Here is a 20,001-nt window from a genome sequence, read left to right on the forward strand (position 1 = left end):
AGATCGAGGGGAAATCGGTCGGTGGGGGGTCAGTCGGTCAGCGCCTCGAACGCCTTGACCAGACGCCGCTGATGGTCACTGACCTGGAAGTACGACCCCAGCTTGTAGTACTCCTTCTCCGCCGACAGCGCCAGACCGTAGACCAGCGCGCGCCGCTCGTAGTCGAAGGGCGCGTTCGTCGCGTACTTCCACATCTGACTCACCTCCGGCTCCGACGTCGTCGGCGTCGTCGTCGGATCCGTCGTGATCACCGCGAAGCAGATCCGCTCGATCCGCGACGACTCCCAACTCAACGTCGGATAGATCGCGAACGTCCGCTTCGCGAACTCCAACCCCTGCTCCCCCGCCGCACGCAACCCCATGTCACGCAACAACGACCGCACGAACTCCGGCTCCAACGCCTCCGTCGAGATCCGGTCGCAGTACAGATTGATCTCATTGCGCCGGTAATCCACCGACACCCCCTGCACCGTCCCCAACCCGTACCGGTTCAACAACTCCGCATTGTCCGCCACCGACCGCGGCATCGACGGCACACCCACCAACTCCGACACATCCCGCAGATCATCCGACGGGAACGCCGCATACGCCTTCTTGAAACCACCCGACACATCCAGATCGATCCCGTACATCCCGATCGGGAACCGCTCCTGCAAATCCGAGATCACCGAACCCACCGGATGATCCGTCGGCTCGATCAACCCACTCGACAACGCGAACGCATACGGATCCACATGATCCGCGGGCACCGTCATACTCATGTCCAGACCACCCGAACCACTCGCACTCGCCGTCATCGAGAACACCACCACGGCATCCCCCAGCAAGTCCTCATGCCCCGCCAGCACCCGACGAACAGCATCACCCTCCGGAACCACACCCACCAGCCCCGCAGCCTCCGCCAACGCCCCGTACACCCGCTCAACCTCGACCGAACCCGCCACCACAACCTCCTGGCCACGACAAGCCGGCACGACATCCGCACTGGCCACCCAAGGCTCGACCACACGACTTGGCCGGCACCAGTCCACCGCTTGGCGGCCACTTGGCGCCGGCTCGGCGGCGGCCGTCACGGCGACCGGAACGGCGCGGCGCGCGGCCGGGGCCAAGGGCGTGTCACATTCGGCGGAGCCGCGTTGTCTTAACTGCGAAAAGAGCGGCAGCACCGCGGGCGTACGGGATTCCGGAGCCGGCGTGGCACCGCTCGAGCACCGAATGCACGACAAGCAAGAAGGAAAAACGATGAGTGATATTCAGACCATCGTGGACCGTGTCGAGATCGAGGCGCTGCGCGGCGAGTTCTCCGATGCTGTGATGATGCGTGAATACGACCGGGTGGCGTCGCTGTTCACTCCGGACGGCGTGTGGCGGATGCCGCACATCCCCGCCGAGCTCGAGGGCCCGGAGGCGATCCGCGCCTGGGGCAGGCGGGTGCCCGACTTCGTGGACTTCCTCGTCCAGAACAGCCACCCGGGCCTGATCCGCCTCGACGGCGACGACGCGTCAGGACGCACCTACATCTCGGAGCTCGGCCGCGCCCGCGACGGCCGCTCGGGGCTGAACTACGCGATCTACCACGACCGCTACCGGCGCACCGGGGACGGCTGGAAGTTCACCGAACGCGTCTACGAGGTCCGCTACGAGGACTTCACACCGCTGAGCGGCTCCGTGCCGCAGCCGGCATAGGGTGCGGAACCGTCACCGGTCACCGTGACACCGCGGCGCGTGCTCTCTCGGCGTACCGAGGGGGCACGTGCCGTGCGTTCTCCGCGCGGGCGCCGGCCTGCATGCGGGGACGTCAGGACGCGCCGGCCGGGCGGCCGATGCGGATCCGCCAGTGCTCCGGCCCCGATTCGAGGTACTCCCAGGTGAACGCCCCGGGGTGGGCGGCTTCGAACTCCCGGCGCAGCGGCTTGGGATCGTGGTTGTTGACCAGGGTGAAATGCTCCCCCGGTTCGAGGGCGGCGGACCTCGCCGGCGCGGAAGGCGTGCAGCGACGCCCGGGCCGCCTCGCGGGCGTCGGCGTCCAGGCGCAGCTCGGCGACCAGGCGCAGCACGGCAACCAGCATTATTACATGTAGGATTTGTAAAAACTCCGCCGCGCAAGGAAGGCGGCTGCGGGCGGGGCCGGGGACGATCGGGTCCGCGCGGGAGGGGAAGGCGGCGGGCCCGCCCGTCGAACGCGGCCGCCTCGTCGCCGTATCCGAAGGGAGAACCACCATGCACATCACCGATATCGCCGGCACGGCCCGGCGGCGCGCCCCCGTTCCCGGCGGGCCGACCGCCGCGGTGCTGACCGCGGAGGACGCCGACCGGGTCGCGGTCGTGCACCTCGAGATCCCCGCCGACGGCGGCATGCCGGAGCACGACCACGGCCCCTCGCAGATCGTGCTCATCCCGGTCGCCGGGTCCGTGGAGGTCCACCACGGCGGGAAGGCCGAGGTGCTGTCCCGCGGCGCGGTGGCCCACATCGGCGTGGGCGAGCGGGTATGCCTGGCCAATCCCGGCAGCGAGCCCGCGTCCCTGATGGTGGTGGTCAGCCCGCCGGAGTTCGCCCGGCGCCTGGCGTCGTGGCCGCTCGCCGACGCCGCGGAATCGCCCGCCTGAGAGGGCGCCGCGGACCTGACCGAGCGCCGCCGCCCCGACCGCTGCCGGGCTTCCCCGGCGGCGCTCTCCCCCGCAACCGCGCGGGCGGGTGCGGGAGACGGCGCGCGTGCGGCGGAGCGGACGACGGGACGACCCGGGTCAGCAGACCACGACGTCCAGTCCGGCGAGATCCGCCTGGATGTCGATGCCGGAGATCAGACCGCCGGAGAAGGCGAACCGAAACACCACCCGCGGCACGCCGTCGTGCACATAGGCCAGACCCGCCTGCCCGTCGATCAGTGCGGGCACCGGCGCCCACGTCAGCCGCGCGAAAGCGCGCGTCACCGCGTCGGCACCGCGGATCTCCTCCGCCACTCCCATGCCGGTCGTCACGCCCACCCGCACTGCCTGCTCATCCGTCCGCACCACGATGTCCGGCGCCAGCGTCGCCAGCAACGCCTCGAAGTCCCCTTCACGCGACGCCGCGAGAAAGGCCCGGATGAATTCGGCCTTCTCCGCCTCCACTCCTTCCAGCGGCGTCACGACGGCGCCCGCGCCGTCCCCCGCACCGCCGGCAGGCACGCCCGCGTCGCCGCCGCCCGGCTCGTCCCCGTCCGCGCCCTGCCGCTGGATCCGGCGGCGCGCCCGCGACGCCAACTGCCGCGCCGCGGCGGGCGAGCGGCTGACGATCGGCGCGATCTCGTCGAACGGCACCGCGAACATGTCGTGCAGCACGAATGCCAGGCGCTCGGCCGGCGACAGGGTATCCAGAATCACCAGCATCGCCGCGCCCACCGAATCCGCGAGCATCGCCTCCTGCTCGGGATCCAATTCCCTGCCCTCGGCCCCCTCTTCGTCCACGGCGTCTGATAAATCCTCGCGCCGGGAATTGCGCGACTGCAGCATGTTCAACGACACGCGTGCCACGATCGTCGTCAGCCAACCGGACATGTTCTCCACGGCGGACGCGTCGGACCGCGCAATGCGCAACCACGTCTCCTGCACCGCGTCGTCCGCCTCGGGCATCGATCCCAGAACCCGGAACGCCACCGCGCGCAACCGCGGACGATCCAGCTCGAACCGCGAGGCCAACCACTCGTTTTCCGACACCACTCCACACTCCCCACCACATGCACAACCTGGACTGCTGCCAGGCGGGACGCTTCTCAGACAGTCCGGGGACCGAAAACGTGACACAGCGCCCGGCGCGGGCCCGCCCGCGCGGACCTCTCCCGCGCCGGGCCGGGCCGGCGGCGCCACCCGTACCGGGGGCCGGGCTCCACGGGCCCCGCGAGCCGCCGGCGCAGGGGCGCGGCAGGCGGTGTGACACGGTTCTGGAGTCCCGCTTTAGAGACGATGGACCGGGAATGGTGACCGTTGACACCTTCAACCGCCGCGTGGAATTCTCCCAGTGCACCCGCGGTCACTCCGGGCAGCAAGCAGGGGGGTTGGAAACGCACCGTCATGCGCTATCCACGAGTTGTCTCAGGACCGGCCCGTCCGGCCGGATCAGAATATCCGCAGAATTCAGCCGGAATTCAGGACACCACCGGAATTCAGGAATGAGTCCCGGGTCCGCGACGCGGCAGCCCGGTCGGCGGAACGAGGAATTGGTGCGGCAGTTCGCGCGCGGGGGCGCATCTCCATCTCCGCGGCGCAGCACAGGGCGAGTCACCTCGGAGGGAGATTCATGGAGTTTCACGACTGCCCCAGAAACCATGCCAGGAAGCTCCGCGCGGCGAGTGGGTCCGTTCTGTGCGACCCGTGTATCCGGCAGGTCGAAGGGAACCTGCGGACGCTGCCCGGGCTGTACCAGGAGAGCCTGCACCACATAGCGCCGGTGAGCCGGCGGATGAACACCACCCGGGTGTCCGGCAGCCGGAGCCGGGACCACCTCAACCTGTCCGCACTGGACGCCAGGAGCGACATTCTCGCGATCCTGGAGTCCTGGTCGGGGCTGGTGGTGGAGGAGCTGGGGACGTCGGCGCCGAGTCGTTCGGTGCCGCAGTTGACGCGCATGCTGCTGATGAACGTGGCATGGCTGACCGCGCAGCCGCCGGCCGCCGACTTCGCCGACGAGATCGAGGAGTTGAAGGCGGAGCTGCTCCGCACCATCGATCCCGGTCCCGGCGAGCTGGACGCGTTGATCAGGGAGTGCGTGATGGACGGCTGCCCGGGGGTGATCAGCACCTCACCGCAGAACATCGGCGCGGGCGCGAAGAACACCATCAGGTGCTCGTCGGGCCACGAGTGGGAGATGCGCGAGTGGATCACGCTGCGCCCGCTGATGGAGCGCAAGCGCAAGGCGGCCGACGCCTGACGTTCCCGGAAGCCACGCACGTGGCCGGAAAGGCTGTCACCGGCCGGTGCCCACGCGGAGTGGGGCACCGGCCCGGTGACGCGTCGCGCTCAGACGCCGTGGATCCTGGTCAGCGCGGGCGGGGCCGGCGGCACGGGCCGCTTCAGTGCGGCGTCGGTCAGCGCGGGCGCCGCCCCGATGTAGGCGGCGGGGTCGAACAGGTCGGCCGGCGCAGCGGGGTCGCCCAGCGCGGGGCGGGCCCGGTCGTCCTCGCGCAGGACCTGGTCCAGCGGACGGCCGGTGGCCGCCGCGGCCGCGGACGCCTCGTTGAGGACCTGCCGGGCGGTTGCCTTGCCCAGGTGCGCCGTCAGGTAGGCGGCGATCTTCTCGGAGATGATCTGGCCCGCGGTCAGCGCGGTGTTGGCGTGCATGCGGTCCGCGTCGACCTCGAGCCCGGCGGCGAGTTCGACCGCCTGGTGGGCGGCGCCCGCGGCCAGCCGCAGCAGACCGCGCAGCGGCTCCCATTCGGCGTGCCAGGCACCGGCCGACCGCTCGTCCTCGCTGGGCAGGCAGCCCAGCAAGGTGGCGGCCAGTTGCGGGGCCTGCAGCGCCGCCGAGCGGATCGCGGTGGCCAGGACGGGGTTGCGCTTGTGCGGCATCGCCGAGGAGGCGCCACGGCCTGCCGGACCCGGTTCGCGGATCTCGCCGACCTCGGTACGGGTCATGGCCAGCACGTCGACCGCGATCTTGCCCAGCGCACCGCAGCTCACGGCCGCCGCCGTGGCGAGGTCCGCGATGGGGGTACGGAGGACGTGCCAGGGCAGCAGCGGTGCGGCCAGGCCCAGTTCGTCGGCGAACGCGGCGGTCAGCGCCGCGCTGTAGGCGGCCGCCGACTCGCCCGGCGCGTACTCCAGGTACCCGGCCAACGTCCCTGCCGCGCCGCCCAGTTGGACGACCATGGCGTGCTCGGCGGCGGCATCGATGCGGTCGATGGCGTCCAGCACCAGGTGCCGCCAGCCGGCGGCCTTCAGGCCGAAGGTGGTGGGCACCGCCTGGAGGGCGAGGGTGCGGCCGGCCATCAGGGTCGTGCGGTGGCGTTCGGCGAGCCCGGCCAGGGACTCCGCGACCTCGGCGAGGTCGGCGCGGATCAGCGCCAGCGTGCGGCCGGCGACGAGCACGGTCGCGGTGTCCAGGACGTCCTGGCTGGTGGAGCCGCGGTGCACGTATCCGGCGGCCTCGCTGTCGCGGGCGGCCACCGACGCGGTGAACGCGGCGACGAGCGCGACGACGGGGTTGGCGGACTCCCGGCAGGCGCGGCCCAGGGCCACCAGGTCGAGTTCGGGCCGGGCCGCGACCGCGGTGATCGTCGCGGCCGCGGCCGACGGGATGGTGCCGAGCCGGGCCTGCGCCCGGCCGAGGGCGGCCTCGGCCTCCAGCATCGCGGCCAGCCACGCGCCGTCGCTCGTGGCGGCCGCGCCGGCGGTGCCGGTCCACACCGGCGCGAGCAGGCCCACCTCCAGCTGCCCGGCTCCCGCGCCGGCGCCGCCGTCGAACGCCGTGCCATTTGCGGTGCCGTTGAGCGGGATGCCCGCGGTGGCCGGGGTGCCCGCGGTGGTGGGCGGGGTGTCAGTGGACATGGCTCGGTCCTTGGCTGGTGGCGGGGGCCGCACCGCCGGGCGACGCGGGGGCGGGAGGGTCGAGGGGGACTCGGTGTTCGTCGGCCGGGTGGTCGGGGTGTTCGTCGGCGGGGTGGCCGAGGGCGGCGCGGGCGATGGCGTCGGAGTCGGTGAGGGTCACCGAGTTCACCCCGGGCCGGATCCCCGCGGCGGTCACCCAGTGCACCGACTCCGTCGGCACCCCGAACGCATGACGCCGCGGATGCGCCCTGCCACCGGCATCCACCACATGGAACGGACGCCCGGTGACCGCAAGCCCATCGGTGACCAGCACACCACCCGAACGCGACCGGATCCGGTACCGCGCGGCCTGACCACTGTCCAGCAGGTGCCGCAGCAGCGCATCCCCGGTGCGGGCGACGCTGATCTCCGGCAACCGCGCCTCCACCAGAGCATCCACAACCACCCCCGAACCGGGCACCAGCGGCGAACGCACCCGGTACCCGCCCTCCTCGGCGTGCACCTGAAGGTCGGGCCCGATGATGTGCAGGACACCCGCCTCGATCAGCGCGATCATCTCCTCCACCCGGCGCGCCGGAGGACCGATCGACAAGAACGCGTTCAGCGGGGTGTACCAGCCGTCCAGATCCCGCCGGTAGGACTCCCCGTGCAGCCCGCCGTGGTCCACCGCCAGGCGCACCTCGTTCCGCAGATCCCGCAGCACGTCCAGCGCCGCCTTCAACGGCCCGCTCACATTGCCCGCACCGGCCTCGGCGACATCCTCCCGCAGATAGTCCAGCAGCCAGTTCGTGAAGTCCCGCACCGAGACGAAGTCCCGGTCCCGATACGGCCGCGCCAGCAACTCCCAGTCCAGCCGGTACTTCTCCCCGATACCGAAACTCCCCAGCACCGGATCCACCTCACCCGGGCCGTAACCGGCAGCCAGATACTCCCGCTCCAACTGCGCGGCCCGCGTGACATGCCCCCGGGAGGACAGCAAGGTGCGGTAGTACACCGTCTCGACCTCACGCGCGATCAACGGCCACAACTGGCTGCGGAAATCGAGACCTTGCGGGTGCGCGGCACGCAACTCCGCCACCCGCTCGGCGGTGAACACCACCGGCTCGTGGCGGCCGTGCGGGCCCTTCTCGTTCTCCCCGCGCGCCTGATACGGCACACCGCGCCGTGATCCGGCGAACAGCACCGGCTCACGCCCCGACGGCCGATACACCAACTCCCCGAGCACGCGGGTGAAGGTTCCGCCGCGTCCCGCGGTCAACTGGGCCATGTAGTCGAAGAAGTTCAGGCCCAGCCCGCGCAGCAGCACCCGCCCGCCGGCCGGCAGCACCTCCAGGTCCACATCCGCCGGGTTCGCCGGACCGATGTACGCCAGACCCACCTGACGGACCCTGGCGACGAACTCCCGCTCGGCCGCCGCAGGCCCGGCCGGGAGATGGCCCTGGCACAAGACCACCGCGTCCAGGCCGCCCAGGACCGCCCCGTCGGACAGGGTGACCTGCTGCCGCGGGCCCGACGAGCCCGGATCGGCCCCCGGCCCCGCAGCAGGGTCCAGGACCTTCTCGTCGTCGAGGGCGATGGCCCGCGCACGGTGCCACTCGACCGTCACCGGCTCCGGCGCGCCCTGCACGATCCGGTGCCAGGCCCATTGCAGGTAGTGGCCGTAGAAGCCGCGGGTCGGGTAGGTGTCCGGGCCCAGCGCGCGCGCTTCCTCCAGCAGATGCGCCGGATGGCCGCCGCCGAACTCCCCGGCGAGCAGCGCCTGCGACCACTGGTGGAGGCTGGGACCCGGCTCCAGCGGGCCGGCCAGGTCCACGCTGGCGTCGGTGAACACCGAGATCTGCCCGGCCACGGTGTTCATCAGCAACTGGCGGGACTGGTCGGTGCGCCAGACCCGACCCGCACCCGGCGGGTACGGGTCGACGACGTGGACGTGGACGGTGCCGCCCTCAGGCAGCTCGCGGGCGTTGGCGCACAGGCGCTCGACCACCGACAACCCGCGCGGACCTGCGCCTATCACGCACACAGTGCGATGTGTCGTCGTCATGTTCCCTGTCTCCGGCGATGTCGGGCAACGAGTCGTTCACCACTGGCTCGACGAGCGCGGGCCTCGCGGACGTCGACCGTCACGCCGCGGGCCTGGTACGGGATGGAGCGGGCGGTGCCGTCGGGGGACGGCACCGCCTCGTGCGGGGACCGCTGCGCCGGGCCCTTGCGGGACCCGGCGGTTCCGCGGGTCAGCGGGCCTCGTAGATGCGCTTGTGGCCGCGCAGCGCCGCCAGCCGGAACGGGCCGCCGGTCTGCTCCGGGATGGGGTGGTCGCTGCCGTCGGTGGGCAGGGACCGCTGGTGCAGCTCCCGGTAGGCGGCGTAGTCCAGCTCGGTGCGCCGCTTCACCGCGTGCTGGTGCGCGTCGGTGCGCAGGTGGTCGCGGTAGCCGGGCGTGACGGTGCCGGCGAACAGCTCCGCGACGGAGCCCGAGCCGTAGCTGAGGAAGGCGATGGCCCGGCCCGTCAGGTCGTCGGCGTTCTCCAGCAGCGAGGCCAGTGCCAGGTACACCGAGGCGGTGTAGCTGTTGCCGATGACGTTGTTGTAGGCCGTGGTCTGCTCCAGGCCCTTGCGGGCCTGGTCCTCGTCGGTGGCGTGCCCGGTGTAGTTCAGCAGGTGCCGGTGCGCCTTGTAGGCCATCTTCGTGAACGGCTGGTGGTAGCAGAACGCGGCGAAGTCCTCGAGCGCCCGGCCGCCCTGCTCGGTGTAGTCCTTCCAGCAGCCCTCGACGGCCTGGAGGTACGCGGTGATCGACTCGTGCCCGTCGACCAGCGCCGCGTCACGGTAGTTGGGCCGCCAGAAGTCCATCACGTCGGCGGTGAACACGCCGGACGGGTCCTCGATGGTGACCAGCGCCGGGTCGGCGGACACCAGCAGCGCGACGGCGGCGGCGCCCTGGGTGGCCTCGCCGGGGCTGTCCAGCTCGTACTTGGAGACGTCGCTGGCGATCACCAGGACCCGCTGGGTGGGGTCGCGGCGCACCAGGCCGATCGCGAACTGCAGGCCGGCGGTGGCGCCGTAGCAGGCCTGCTTCAGCTCGACGACGCGGCTGGCGGAGGGCAGGCCGAGCAGCGAGTGCACGTACACGCCCGCGGACTTGGCCTGGTCGATGGAGGACTCGGTGGCGAAGACGACGGTGCGGATCCCGTCGCTGCCGTGCCGGGCGATGATCGGGGCGGCGGCCGTGGCGGCCAGGGTGACGATGTCCTCGTCGGCGGCGGCCACACTCATCGAGCGCTGCCCGATGCCCACGTGGTACTTGCCGACGTCGGTGCCGTTGTGCGCGGCGAGGGTGGCGTGCGGCAGGACGAACTCGGTGGTGGCCAACGACAGATCGTGGATACCGATCGCAGGGGTGTGGGACATGATCAGACTCCGACCTTTTCCGTGGTGTTGTCGCGTTCCAGCTGCACGTGCGCGCGCATCAGCTCGCCGGGGTTGGTCTGCGCCGCCAGCAGCGACAGCTCCCCGCACAGCACGGTCGCCGCGGCGATGACCGCGAGGCGCCGCGCGTTGCCGCCGGGCTCGCGCTCCTCGCGGCAGCCGAGCCGGGCCAGGTTGGTCTCCACGAAGCCCAGGCCCTTGCCGTTGCCGACGGTGCCGACGATCAGGTTGGGCAGGGTGCAGGCGAAGTACAGGTCGCCGTCGCGGTCCTCGGTCATCACGACGCCCTGCGAGCCCTCGACGATGTTCGCCGCGTCCTGGCCGGTGGCCAGATAGAAGCCCAGCAGCATGTTGGCGAAGTGGGCGTTGGCCGAGCGGATGCCGCCGGCCAGCAGCGTGCCGAGCATGTTCTTGCGGAGGTTCAGCTGGGCGATCTTGCCCGCCGTGGTGTGCAGCACGGAGTCCACGACGTCGGCGGGCACCAGCAGTTCCGCGACGACGTTCTTGCCGCGGCCGAGGATGCCGTTGATGGCGGTGGCCTTCTTGTCCGTGCAGTAGTTGCCGGAGATCGACCCGTAGCTGATGCCGGGGACGGTGCGCAGCAGGTGGTCCAGCAGCACGTCGGACGCCAGGGTGGCCATGTTGTGGCCGGAGGCGTCGCCGGTGGTGAACTCGAAGCGGATGAAGAGCAGGTTGGCGTTGATCTCGTGGCGGACGGCGACGAGTTCGGCGAAGCGGCTGCAGGTGCGCACCAGCTTCTGCAGATCGGGGAGGCCGTCGTCGATGGCGCGGGCGGCGGCCAGGGCGGTGGCCGCGTCGGTGGCCTCGACCAGTACCGAGCGGGTCATGCGCTCGTCGACCAGGGTGGCCACGATGCCCTTCTCGGCAAGCATCGACACCTTCGCGCCGCGGCCGACGGACGGCCACAGCGGCGACTCGTAGGTGGCCAGCGGCACCTGGGTCTCGGTGGTGGCGACGTTGCCGGAGATCTTGACCGGCCCGACCCACCTCATCGGGACCGAGGCGATCGCGTGGGTGCTGCTGCTGCTCATCGAGTGCTCCCCGTCTGCTGATGACCGTTGCTGCTGCCGGTGGCGGTCCCGGCCGTGGTGCCGTTGCTGCCGGCGGTGGCGGCCGCGGCGTTCCGCCGGGCGTAGCCGGCGGTGTCGATGCCGCGGTCGACGCAGAACTCCCGCAGCTCGCCGGTGATCAGCACGTCGCAGCCGGTGAGCCCGGCCGGGGTGGCCGCGCCGAGCATCGTCTGCAGGGCCGCCAACTGGTCGAGCCACGTGGTGATCTGGTCGACGAGCGCGTCCACGCCGCCGTCCATGAGCGTGCGCAGGAAACCGCCGGAGGCGCCCACCGCGCCGGCGCCCAGCGCCAGGGCGCGGGCCACGTCCAGCGGGTTCCGCACGCCGCCGGAGGCCAGCACCGGCAGTTCGGCTCCGGCCGAGTCCAGCAGGCACGCGGCCGTGGACAGGCCCCAGCCGTTGAGGTAGGCGTAGTCGCCGAGCGGGCGCCGGCCGTTCTCGATCTTCGCGAAGTCGGTGCCGCCGCGGCCGCCGAGGTCGGCGATCGCGACACCGAGGCCGGCCAGGGTGTCGACGCTGGCGCGGTTGAGGCCGAACCCGACCTCCTTGACGATGACGGGTACGCCGACGCCTTCCGCGATGGCGGCGATCTGCGGCAGCCACGAGGCGAACGACCGGTCGCCCTCGGGCATCACCGTCTCCTGCACGGTGTTGACGTGGATCTGCAGGGCGTTCGCCTGCAGCAGGTCCACGGCGCGGCGCGCGTTGTCCACCGAGGCGGTGGCGTTGACGTTCGCCATGACGAACCCGTCGGGGTTGCGCTCGCGCAGCACCGAGAACGTGCCCGCGCAGGAGGGGTCCTTGAAGTAGGCGCTCATCGACCCGGAGGCGATCGGCACTCCGGTGGCGGCGGCCGCGACCGCCAAGTCACCGTTGATCTTGCCGGTGTTCTCGCTGCCGCCGGTCATCGCGTTGATGTACAGCGGTACTTGCCAGGTGATGCCGGCGAAGCTCGTGGCCAGCGAGACCTGCGCCCGGTCCAGGCCGGCCAGCGCGTGGTGGACGAAGGTCACCTCGTCGAACTGGTTGCGTCCGGTCGACGCCCGCGCCTGTTCCACGGCGAGCCGGACGTGGTCGTCCTTGCGTTGTGCGATCATTCCTCGTCTCCTTCAGCGGCAACACCCAACGGCAGCGGCAGCACCCCGGCGTCGGTCCACCTGCGGTGCAGCTCGGCCGGCCGGGCCGGGTCCGCGGCGTCCAGCAGCGCGATGCCGCAGTCGCCGCCGCCGGCCCCGGACGGCTTGGCCGCTCCACCGGCGGCCTCGGCCGCGGCGACCAGTTCGTCCAGGAGCGGCGTGAACACCCCCAGGCCCACCTGCGCGTCCAGCTGCGCCAGGGCCTGCCGTGCGGCGCGGATCTGCGCCAGCACACCGGCGTCGTCCTTGTCCCCCAGGGCGGTGACCAGCTGCCGCACGCAGTCGTTGCTGGCCGAGGTGAACGCGGCGTGCGCCGCGCTGCCCCGCCATCCCCGCGCGTGCAGGCCGGCCACCAGCGCGGTGCTGGACGCCGGCGTGCCGGTCCAGCCCACCTGCAGCAGCAGTCCGGCCGGCGCCGGTACCCGCCGCACGTCCAGCTGCGGCCAGGGCGCGGCCAGCGCGCCGGCCGTGCCGGCGCGGGAGGCGAGCGCCGCGACCTGCGTGCGGTCCGGTGCCTGGTAGCGGATCCAGCCGCCGTAGGTGCTGGCCGCCACGTCTCCGCCCGAGGCCCGCGGGTCGAGGGAGACGGTGGTGAGCAGCGCCAGCTTCAGGCGCTCCTCGGTCCCCAGGGCCAGCCCGCAGTACGCGGCCACCGCGTCGATCACGGCCACGGTGACGGCACCGCTGGAACCCAGCCCGTACTTGCGGCCGGTCTCGTGCAGGGTGCTCTCCACCTCGACGGTGCACTGCGGCAGCGGCCGGCCGTGCTCGGCCAGCACCGCGGCCACGTGCTCGATCGCGGCCACCACGTGCACCAGCCCGGCGGCTCCGGCCGCGTCGTGCGGCTGCAGCGTGTGCCCGGCCCAGGTGAAGCGGACCTGCTGCCCGCCCAGGTCGGAGCGCACCCGCACTCCCCCGCCCGGGTGATCGCCCACCCGCACGGTGATATAGCGGTCCACGGCCACCAGCACCGCCGGGTTGCCCGCGTCGACCACCGCGTACTCGCCGGCGATGAACAGCTTCCCGGGCGCGCGCCGCACCACGGCGCCGTCCTGGTCCGCGGCGCCGGTCGCCGTGGTGGCCGCCGTTGCGACGGTCGTACCGTCGACGCCGGTCACCGCGCCGCCCCTGCCTCGGCGCCGCCGCCTGCCCGGCCCTTGAGCGGGACGACCCAGGTCTGCACGGCGCCCGCCTGGTGCAGGCGCCGGGTGACCTGTCCCGCCGCGACCGGCGAGGTGAAGGCGATCATGCAGCCGCCCAGCCCGCCGCCGGTGATCTTCGCCCCGAGGCTGCCGGCGTCCAGCGCCGCCTGCACCAGGTCGTCGATGCGCGGTGTGCTCAGATGGGCGGCCCGCAGCAACCGGTGGCAGTCCGTCAGATAGGAGCCGAACTCCTCGCTCTTGCCGTCGGCGAGCGACTGCCGGGCGGACACCGTGAGCTCCGTCGCCCGGTCCACGAAGTCCTCGCGGGCCCCGGGGTGCCGCGACAGGTGCTCGCGCAGCTGCTCGACGGCGTCCTTGGTGCGGCCGACGGTGCCGCTGTCGGCGATCACGAACAGCCCCTCGCAGGCGACGCCGACCGGCTCGGTACGGCCCTTCCGGAACCAGATCGGGCCGGGCGCACCGACGGTGGCGGCGTCGACGCCGCTGGAGCGGCCGTGTGCGACGTTCTCCGCGCGCTGCACCAGCTCGAAGACCTCGGGGCCGGTCAGCCGGCAGCCGTAGAGGTCGGCGAGCGCCAGCACGACGGACCGGGCGTAGGCGGCGGAGGAGCCCAGGCCGCGGCCGTGCGGGATCCCCCCGTCGATGATCACGTCGAGGTGCCGGCCGCCGTCGGCACCGTAGGTCTCCTGGAAGTGGCTGGTCAGCAGGCCCAGTCCGGCGAAGGCCTCGGTGACGATCGGCCGTGACGGGGAGCCGGTCATGGTGAACGACACCTCGCCGCCGGCCTCGCCGTGCGAGGACCAGCCTGCGCTGGCCGTCACCGCCAACTGCGGTACGGGGACGGCCAGTGCCGGGGCCCCGTACACCACCGCGTGCTCGCCCAACACGATGGCCTTGGCGTGGGCGCCGCCCACACCCACCGCATGGGCACGGCGGGCTTGCTGCACCCCCTCGGCCGGGGTCGGGACAGTCAACGCAACTCATCTCCTCACAGTTGGCGGCAGGTTGCGGGCAGGCACGATGAAGCCCCGCCGCGGTGGCGGCCGCGCAGGCGCGGCAACCCCCGGGCGGGGCAGAGGTGTTCAGCGTGCGTCGTGGGACGGGGGCCGTTTCAGCCGGCCGCGTGGCCCGCCGGGGCCGGTGCAGGTCCGCCGTCCGTGCCGGCGGTGGCCTCGGCGGCGGCGTCCCGCGGCCTGGCGTCGACCTTCTCCAGGAGCAGCAGCGCGAGGATCGCGGCCACCACCAGCAGGCCGGCGGCGACCCGCAGGGCCAGCGCGTAGCCGCGGGTCTCGGCGAGTGCCGGCAGCATGCCCCGCGCGATGTGGTGCCTGACGTGGCGCAGGGCCAGCGGCACGAGGGTGGCCAGGCCCAGCGAGGCGCCGACCTGCTGCATCGCGGTCTGCACGCCGGAGGCCAGGCCGGAGTCCTGCCCGCTGACCCGGTGCAGGGCGCCGTTGGTCAGCGCCGGGTAGCCGACGGCGTTGAAGAAGCCGTACACCAGCAGTCCCGGCATGATCCCGCCGGCGAAGGACGCGTGCGTGGCCAGGCCGTCCGCGGCCAGCACGAGCCCGCCGGCGCTGCCCAGGAACGCGGCGGCCAGGGTGGCCTTGACGCCGATCCTGGGCATCAGCGCCGTGGAGGCGCCCATGCCGACCCCGATGGCCAGGGTGAACGGGATGTAGGACAGGCCGGTCCTGAGCGGTGAGTAGTGCAGCACGTTCTGCAGGTACAGCGTGAGCAGGAACGCGTAGGTGTAGAACGCCGCCAGCGACAGGACGCTGACGCCGTTGGACGTGACCCGGGTGCGGTCGGTGAAGAACCGCGGCGGGATCATCGGGCCGGGCACGCGGGACTCCCACACGGCGGTGAAGGCCAGCAGTGCCAGGCCGCCCAGCAGCGGGACGAGCACCCTGCCGGAACCCCACGGCTCGTCGGCGGCCTTGAGCAGGCCGTAGACGACCGCGACGAGGCCGCCGGTGGCGGCGACCGCGCCGAGCACGTCGAGCCGCTCGCCGCCGTCGCGGGACATGCGGCTCGCGGGGACCACCCGCCGGGCCATGACCGGCGCCAGCAGGGCCACGGGGATGTTGATGAAGAAGATCCACCGCCAGCTGACCAGGTCGGTCAGCGAGCCGCCGACGACCGAGCCGACGGCGCTGCCCAGCGCGGCCGTGCCGCCCCAGATGCCGAGCGCCTTGGTGCGTTCCCCCGCGTCGCGGAACAGCACCGGGATCAGTCCCAGTGCCGCCGGTCCGGCCAGCGCCTCGCCCAGCCCCTGCACGAACCGGCCGGTGACCAGCATCGAGGGGCCGGTCGCGGCCCCGCAGAGGGCGGAGGCCGCGCCGAAGACCAGCACGCCCGCGACGAAGGCGCGCCGCCGGCCGTACAGGTCGGCCAGCCGCCCGCCCAGCAGCAGGAGCCCGCCGGCGGTCAGCACGTAGCCGTTGACGACCCAGGCCAGGCCCTCGACGGAGAAGTGCAGGCTCTCCTGGATGTGCGGAAGGGCGATGTTCACCACGGTGACGTCCATCATCAGCATGAACTGCATCGCCGCGAGGACGCCCAGGGCCGTCCACCGCTGCGGATCGGGCGCGGCCGCAGGGCCGCCCCCGTCGCCGATCTCTTCCTTGTCCGGCTTGCTCGTACCCAACCCAGTTCCTCCGCGTCATCCGCGGGCCGGGAGCGCGTGTTCCCGTCCCGCGGGTGCTGACAGTCTCGGAACCGGGGACGAGACAGCCCCCTCGGGCTGTGACATGCCGCGGTCGCGGGACGTCGGGGCCGGTGCCGCGGACGGCCGGTCCGGGCGTCGGGTCGGTCAGGTGGGCGGGAACGGTGGTCGGGGCGGCCGGCTAGGGCCACAACTGGCGGGCCAGCGCCCGCTCCTGCTCAGTGAGTTCGGCCGGGTCGCACAGCCGCTCCGGGTGCCCCGGCAGCGGAGGGGAGCCCGGCAGCGGCGGACTGTCAGGCCGCTGCTCGGCTGCCGGGAACCCGGCCATCCCCATGTGCATCGCCCCCAGTTCCCGCAGGGCCCGCGCCAGCGCGCGCAGCAGGGCGCGGATCCGGTGGACCGGCGACCGGGGCATCTGCGCCCTTCCTTCCTGGCCGTGTCCGGCAACAGCGCCGCCCGCCCGCGGGGCAGGCGGGACGTGTCGGACCCGGCCTAGTCGATCCCGCGGACGAGGTGGGGTTCGTTCAGGTCGTCGTCGTCGATGCCCGCCAGGTGCAGCGGCGGGGCGAGGTCGATGCGGTCCCGGTTCATGGCGATGTCGTCTTCGTCACCGTCGTGCACCGTGTCCTCCAAGGGATGTGGCGGCCGGCCCGGGCCAGAAGGTGACGTGCGGTCAGGCGGCGGGCACGGCCGTGGCGGTCTGACCGGCCAGGACGGTGCGGTGGATGTCCAGGGCGGCCGTGGATGTGTTGAGCGTGATGTAGTGCAGCCCGGGGACGCCTTCGGCCAGCAGGTGCTGCGCCATGGCGGTGGCGTACTCCACGCCGATGCGCCTGCTCACGGCCGCGTCGTTGCGGGCGGCGTACAGGGCGTCGGCGAGCTTCGCGGGGAACGTCGCGTTGGACAACTGCGCGAAGCGGGCGATCTGCCGGTAGTCGGTGGCCGGCATGATCTCCGGGATGAGCGGGGTGGTGCAGCCGGCGGCGGCCACCGTGTCGCGCAGCCGCAGGTAGTCCTCCACGCGGAAGAACATCTGGGTGATGGCGTAGTCGGCGCCGGCCCGGCACTTCGCCACGAAGTGCCGGATGTCCTCGTGCCGGCTCGCCGACCGCGGGTGCATCTCGGGGAACGCGGCCACCCCGATGCGGAAGTCGCCCAGCGAGCGCAGCAGTTCGACGAGCTGGTAGGCGTACGAGAACCCCTGCGGGTGCGGGGTCCACGGCCCGGTGGGGTCACCCGGCGGGTCGCCGCGCAGTGCCAGCACGTCGCGGATCCCCGCGTCGGCCAACTGGCCGATGATGCGGCGCAGTTCGGACACCGAGTGCCCGACGGCGGTGAGGTGGGCGACCGGCCGCAGCGTGGTCTCGGCGGCGATCCGGGAGCTGACGGCCAGGGTGCGGTCGCGCGAGGAGCCGCCGGCGCCGTAGGTGACGGACACGAAGTCCGGCCTGAAGCACTCGATCCTGCGGATCGCGGCCCACAGCGCCTGCTCGCCGTGGGCGGTCCTGGGCGGGAAGAACTCGAAGGAGAACGAGGTCATCGCACCGCTCCTCGTGCGGCCCGGCCCGCCTGGGCGCCGCAGGTGCGGGTCACGCCGCGCCGTCCAGGACCGGCCGGACGGCGTCCGCCGTCGGCGAGCCGTAGGCGGCGGCCAGCCGGGTCAGCGCCTCGGCGGGCAGCAGCTTGTACTCCTGCGTGCCGACCGACTCCAGGACGGTGGTGGCCATCACGCAGCCCAGCGCCGCGGCCGCCTCCAGCGGCAGCTCGCGGGCGACGCCGGCCAGGAACCCGGCGCGGAACGCGTCGCCGGCGCCGGTGGGGTCGGCGATGGCTTGCGCGGGTACGGCGGGCACGTGCTGGTCGGGGCGGCCGGCGGCGGCCAGGGACACGCCGTCCTCGCCCAGGGTGGTCACCCAGGTGCCGACGCGCCGCAGGATCTCGTCGCGGCTCCAGCCGGTGCGCTCGGACAGCAGCGCCGCCTCGTAGGCGTTGGTGAACAGCCAGGCCGCGCCGGCCACCAGCTCGCGGGCCTGGTCGCGGTCCAGGCGGGCCAGTTGCTGGGAGGGGTCGGCGGCCACCGCGACGCCCAGGGCATGGGCGGCCGCGGTGTGCCGCACCATCGCCGCCGGGTCGTCCGCGCCGACCAGGACGAGTCCCAGCGGCCCGGCGGAGGCGGCCACGTCGGCGAGGTCGATCCGCGAGGCCTCGGACATCGCCCCGGCGTAGAAGGTGGCGATCTGGTTCTGGTCGCGGTCGGTGGTGCACACGAAGCGTGCGGTGTGCAGCCGCTGGCTGACGCGCACCGCGGCGGTGTCCACCCCGGCCGCCGTCAGCCACTCCCGGTAGTCGGCGAAGTCCACGCCGGCCGCGCCCACCAGCACCGGGTCCAGTCCGAGCCGGGCCATGCCGAAGGCGATGTTCGCACCGACACCGCCGCGCCGCACCACGAGGTCGTCGGCCAGGAACGAGAGCGACACCCGCTCCAACTGCTCCTTGATCAGCTGTTCGGCGAACCGCCCTGGAAAGACCATCAGATGGTCGGTGGCGATCGATCCGGTCACGGCGATACGCAACGAAGGCTCCTTCGGCCACGGGCCCGGTGCACGGGCTGCCGGGGATACGGGGTGCGGCGGTGCGACGTGGTGCGGGACGGCGCGGTCAGCCGGCGACGGCGGCCTTGAGGGCGTCGACGCGGTCGGTGCGCTCCCAGGTGAAGTCCGGCAGCTCACGCCCGAAGTGGCCGTAGGCCGCGGTCCGGGCGTAGATCGGGCGCAGCAGGTCCAGGTCCCGGATGATCGCGGCCGGACGCAGGTCGAACACCTGCGAGATGGCCTGCTCGATCTTCTCCGCGTCCACGTTCGCGGTACCGAACGTCTCCACGAACAGACCCACCGGCTCGGCCTTGCCGATCGCGTACGCCACCTGCACCTCGCAGCGCGCCGCAAGACCCGCGGCCACTACGTTCTTCGCCACCCAGCGCATCGCGTACGCCGCCGACCGGTCCACCTTGGACGGGTCCTTCCCGGAGAACGCACCACCACCGTGACGGGCCATGCCGCCGTACGTGTCGATGATGATCTTCCGCCCGGTCAGACCCGCGTCACCCATCGGGCCGCCGATCTCGAACCGCCCGGTCGGGTTCACCAGCAGCTTGTAGCCCTCGGTGTCCAGCTTGATGCCGTCGTCGGCAAGTCCGCCCAGCACGTGCTCGACGACGTGCTCGCGGATGTCGGGGGTGAGCAGGGCGTCGAGGTCCACGTCCGAGGCGTGCTGGGAGGAGACCACGACGGTGTCCAGCCGGACCGGGCGCGCGCCCTGGTACTCGATGGTGACCTGGGTCTTGCCGTCCGGGCGCAGGTAGGGGACGGTGCCGTCCTTGCGGACCTCGGTCAGCCGCCGGGAGAGGCGGTGGGCCAGGTCGATCGGCAGCGGCATGAAGGTGGGGGTCTCGTTGGTGGCGTAGCCGAACATCAGGCCCTGGTCGCCCGCGCCCTGCCGGTCCAGCGCGTCGCCGGCGCCCTCGACCCGTGACTCGTAGGCGGCCTCGACGCCCTGGGCGATGTCGGGCGACTGCGCGCCGATGGACACCGACACCCCGCAGGAGGCGCCGTCGAAGCCCTTGGCGGAGGAGTCGTAGCCGATCTCCAGGATCGTGTTGCGCACCAGGGTGGCGATGTCCGCGTAGGCGGTGGTGGTCACCTCGCCGGCGATGTGCACCTGGCCGGTGGTGATCAGTGTCTCCACCGCGACGCGGGACGCGGGGTCCTGACCGAGCAGCGCGTCCACGATGGTGTCGCTGATCTGGTCGGCGATCTTGTCCGGGTGGCCCTCGGTCACGGACTCCGAGGTGAACAGGCTGCGGGACATGGCGCTCCAGGGAGAGGACGGGCGACCGTGGGGGGGGGGGGGGGGGGGCCCCGGGGGGGGGGGGCGGGGGGGGGGGGGGGGGGGGGGGGGGGGGGGGGGGGGGGGGGGGCCCCCCGCGCCCCCCCG

General features: G+C 72.7%; 19 protein-coding genes. 3 read left to right on the forward strand and 16 right to left on the reverse strand.

The window, feature by feature from the left end; all coding sequences use genetic code 11:
* Positions 1–29: 29 nt before the first annotated feature.
* Positions 30–1,109, reverse strand: coding sequence for an aromatic prenyltransferase (locus ACH4TG_RS14595; RefSeq protein ID WP_398242573.1), 1,080 nt, complete (start codon positions 1,107–1,109; stop codon positions 30–32).
* Positions 1,110–1,242: 133 nt separating this feature from the next.
* Between ACH4TG_RS14595 and ACH4TG_RS14600 the strand changes: the two genes are divergently transcribed.
* Complete coding sequence (locus ACH4TG_RS14600) at positions 1,243–1,686, forward strand: nuclear transport factor 2 family protein (RefSeq protein ID WP_398242574.1); 444 nt, start codon at positions 1,243–1,245, stop codon at positions 1,684–1,686.
* Between the two features lie 112 nt (positions 1,687–1,798).
* On the opposite strand, the gene ACH4TG_RS14605 is transcribed toward ACH4TG_RS14600, so the two are convergent.
* Entirely contained in the window at positions 1,799–2,062 is a 264-nt protein-coding gene (locus ACH4TG_RS14605) for a DUF2249 domain-containing protein (protein ID WP_398242575.1), read from the reverse strand.
* A 158-nt stretch (positions 2,063–2,220) separates the two neighbouring features.
* Between ACH4TG_RS14605 and ACH4TG_RS14610 the strand changes: the two genes are divergently transcribed.
* Entirely contained in the window at positions 2,221–2,607 is a 387-nt protein-coding gene (locus tag ACH4TG_RS14610; RefSeq protein WP_398242576.1) for a cupin domain-containing protein, read from the forward strand.
* Between the two features lie 138 nt (positions 2,608–2,745).
* On the opposite strand, the gene ACH4TG_RS14615 is transcribed toward ACH4TG_RS14610, so the two are convergent.
* Complete coding sequence (locus ACH4TG_RS14615; RefSeq protein ID WP_398242578.1) at positions 2,746–3,696, reverse strand: sigma-70 family RNA polymerase sigma factor; 951 nt, start codon at positions 3,694–3,696, stop codon at positions 2,746–2,748.
* 580 nt (positions 3,697–4,276) lie between these two features.
* Here ACH4TG_RS14615 and ACH4TG_RS14620 point away from each other — a divergent pair.
* Positions 4,277–4,906, forward strand: a complete 630-nt coding sequence (locus tag ACH4TG_RS14620) for a hypothetical protein (RefSeq protein ID WP_398242579.1) — start codon at positions 4,277–4,279, stop codon at positions 4,904–4,906.
* A gap of 89 nt (positions 4,907–4,995) precedes the next feature.
* Here ACH4TG_RS14620 and ACH4TG_RS14625 read toward each other — a convergent pair whose 3' ends face one another.
* The 13 genes from ACH4TG_RS14625 to metK form a co-directional block, all read right to left on the reverse strand.
* Positions 4,996–6,522 (reverse strand): lyase family protein, encoded by a 1,527-nt coding sequence (locus ACH4TG_RS14625; RefSeq protein WP_398242580.1) that lies wholly within the window; start codon positions 6,520–6,522, stop codon positions 4,996–4,998.
* Positions 6,512–8,566 carry an FAD/NAD(P)-binding protein gene (locus tag ACH4TG_RS14630; protein WP_398242581.1) on the reverse strand — a complete coding sequence of 685 codons (2,055 nt, stop codon included), beginning with the start codon at positions 8,564–8,566 and terminating at the stop codon, positions 6,512–6,514. Before ACH4TG_RS14630 ends, ACH4TG_RS14625 begins: the two co-directional genes overlap by 11 nt.
* A 190-nt stretch (positions 8,567–8,756) precedes the next feature.
* Positions 8,757–9,932: a hydroxymethylglutaryl-CoA synthase gene (locus tag ACH4TG_RS14635; RefSeq protein WP_398242582.1), complete on the reverse strand. Its 1,176-nt coding sequence runs from the start codon at positions 9,930–9,932 to the stop codon at positions 8,757–8,759.
* Positions 9,933–9,934: 2 nt separating this feature from the next.
* Entirely contained in the window at positions 9,935–11,002 is a 1,068-nt protein-coding gene (locus ACH4TG_RS14640) for a hydroxymethylglutaryl-CoA reductase (protein ID WP_398242584.1), read from the reverse strand.
* On the reverse strand, positions 10,999–12,138 hold the full coding sequence (fni, locus tag ACH4TG_RS14645; protein WP_398242585.1) for a type 2 isopentenyl-diphosphate Delta-isomerase: 1,140 nt from the start codon (positions 12,136–12,138) through the stop codon (positions 10,999–11,001). Before fni ends, ACH4TG_RS14640 begins: the two co-directional genes overlap by 4 nt.
* The gene (locus ACH4TG_RS14650) at positions 12,135–13,295 is read right to left on the reverse strand and encodes a phosphomevalonate kinase (protein WP_398242586.1); all 1,161 of its coding nucleotides are present in this window, start codon (positions 13,293–13,295) and stop codon (positions 12,135–12,137) included. Before ACH4TG_RS14650 ends, fni begins: the two co-directional genes overlap by 4 nt.
* Positions 13,292–14,314, reverse strand: a complete 1,023-nt coding sequence (gene mvk / locus ACH4TG_RS14655; protein WP_398242587.1) for a mevalonate kinase — start codon at positions 14,312–14,314, stop codon at positions 13,292–13,294. The genes ACH4TG_RS14650 and mvk overlap by 4 nt, the downstream gene beginning before the upstream one ends.
* 137 nt (positions 14,315–14,451) lie before the next feature.
* Complete coding sequence (locus tag ACH4TG_RS14660; RefSeq protein ID WP_398242588.1) at positions 14,452–15,990, reverse strand: MFS transporter; 1,539 nt, start codon at positions 15,988–15,990, stop codon at positions 14,452–14,454.
* Positions 15,991–16,189: 199 nt separating this feature from the next.
* On the reverse strand, positions 16,190–16,423 hold the full coding sequence (locus ACH4TG_RS14665; RefSeq protein ID WP_398242589.1) for a DUF6059 family protein: 234 nt from the start codon (positions 16,421–16,423) through the stop codon (positions 16,190–16,192).
* 77 nt (positions 16,424–16,500) lie between these two features.
* On the reverse strand, positions 16,501–16,629 hold the full coding sequence (locus ACH4TG_RS14670) for a hypothetical protein (protein WP_398242590.1): 129 nt from the start codon (positions 16,627–16,629) through the stop codon (positions 16,501–16,503).
* 52 nt (positions 16,630–16,681) lie between these two features.
* Positions 16,682–17,548 carry a methylenetetrahydrofolate reductase [NAD(P)H] gene (metF, locus tag ACH4TG_RS14675; RefSeq protein ID WP_398242591.1) on the reverse strand — a complete coding sequence of 289 codons (867 nt, stop codon included), beginning with the start codon at positions 17,546–17,548 and terminating at the stop codon, positions 16,682–16,684.
* A gap of 49 nt (positions 17,549–17,597) precedes the next feature.
* The gene (locus tag ACH4TG_RS14680) at positions 17,598–18,581 is read right to left on the reverse strand and encodes a carbohydrate kinase family protein (protein WP_398242592.1); all 984 of its coding nucleotides are present in this window, start codon (positions 18,579–18,581) and stop codon (positions 17,598–17,600) included.
* An 85-nt stretch (positions 18,582–18,666) separates the two neighbouring features.
* The gene (gene metK / locus ACH4TG_RS14685; RefSeq protein ID WP_398242593.1) at positions 18,667–19,875 is read right to left on the reverse strand and encodes a methionine adenosyltransferase; all 1,209 of its coding nucleotides are present in this window, start codon (positions 19,873–19,875) and stop codon (positions 18,667–18,669) included.
* Positions 19,876–20,001 lie beyond the last annotated feature (126 nt).

Source organism: Streptomyces sp. NPDC020917 (assembly GCF_044333795.1).
GTDB lineage: Bacteria > Actinomycetota > Actinomycetes > Streptomycetales > Streptomycetaceae > Actinacidiphila.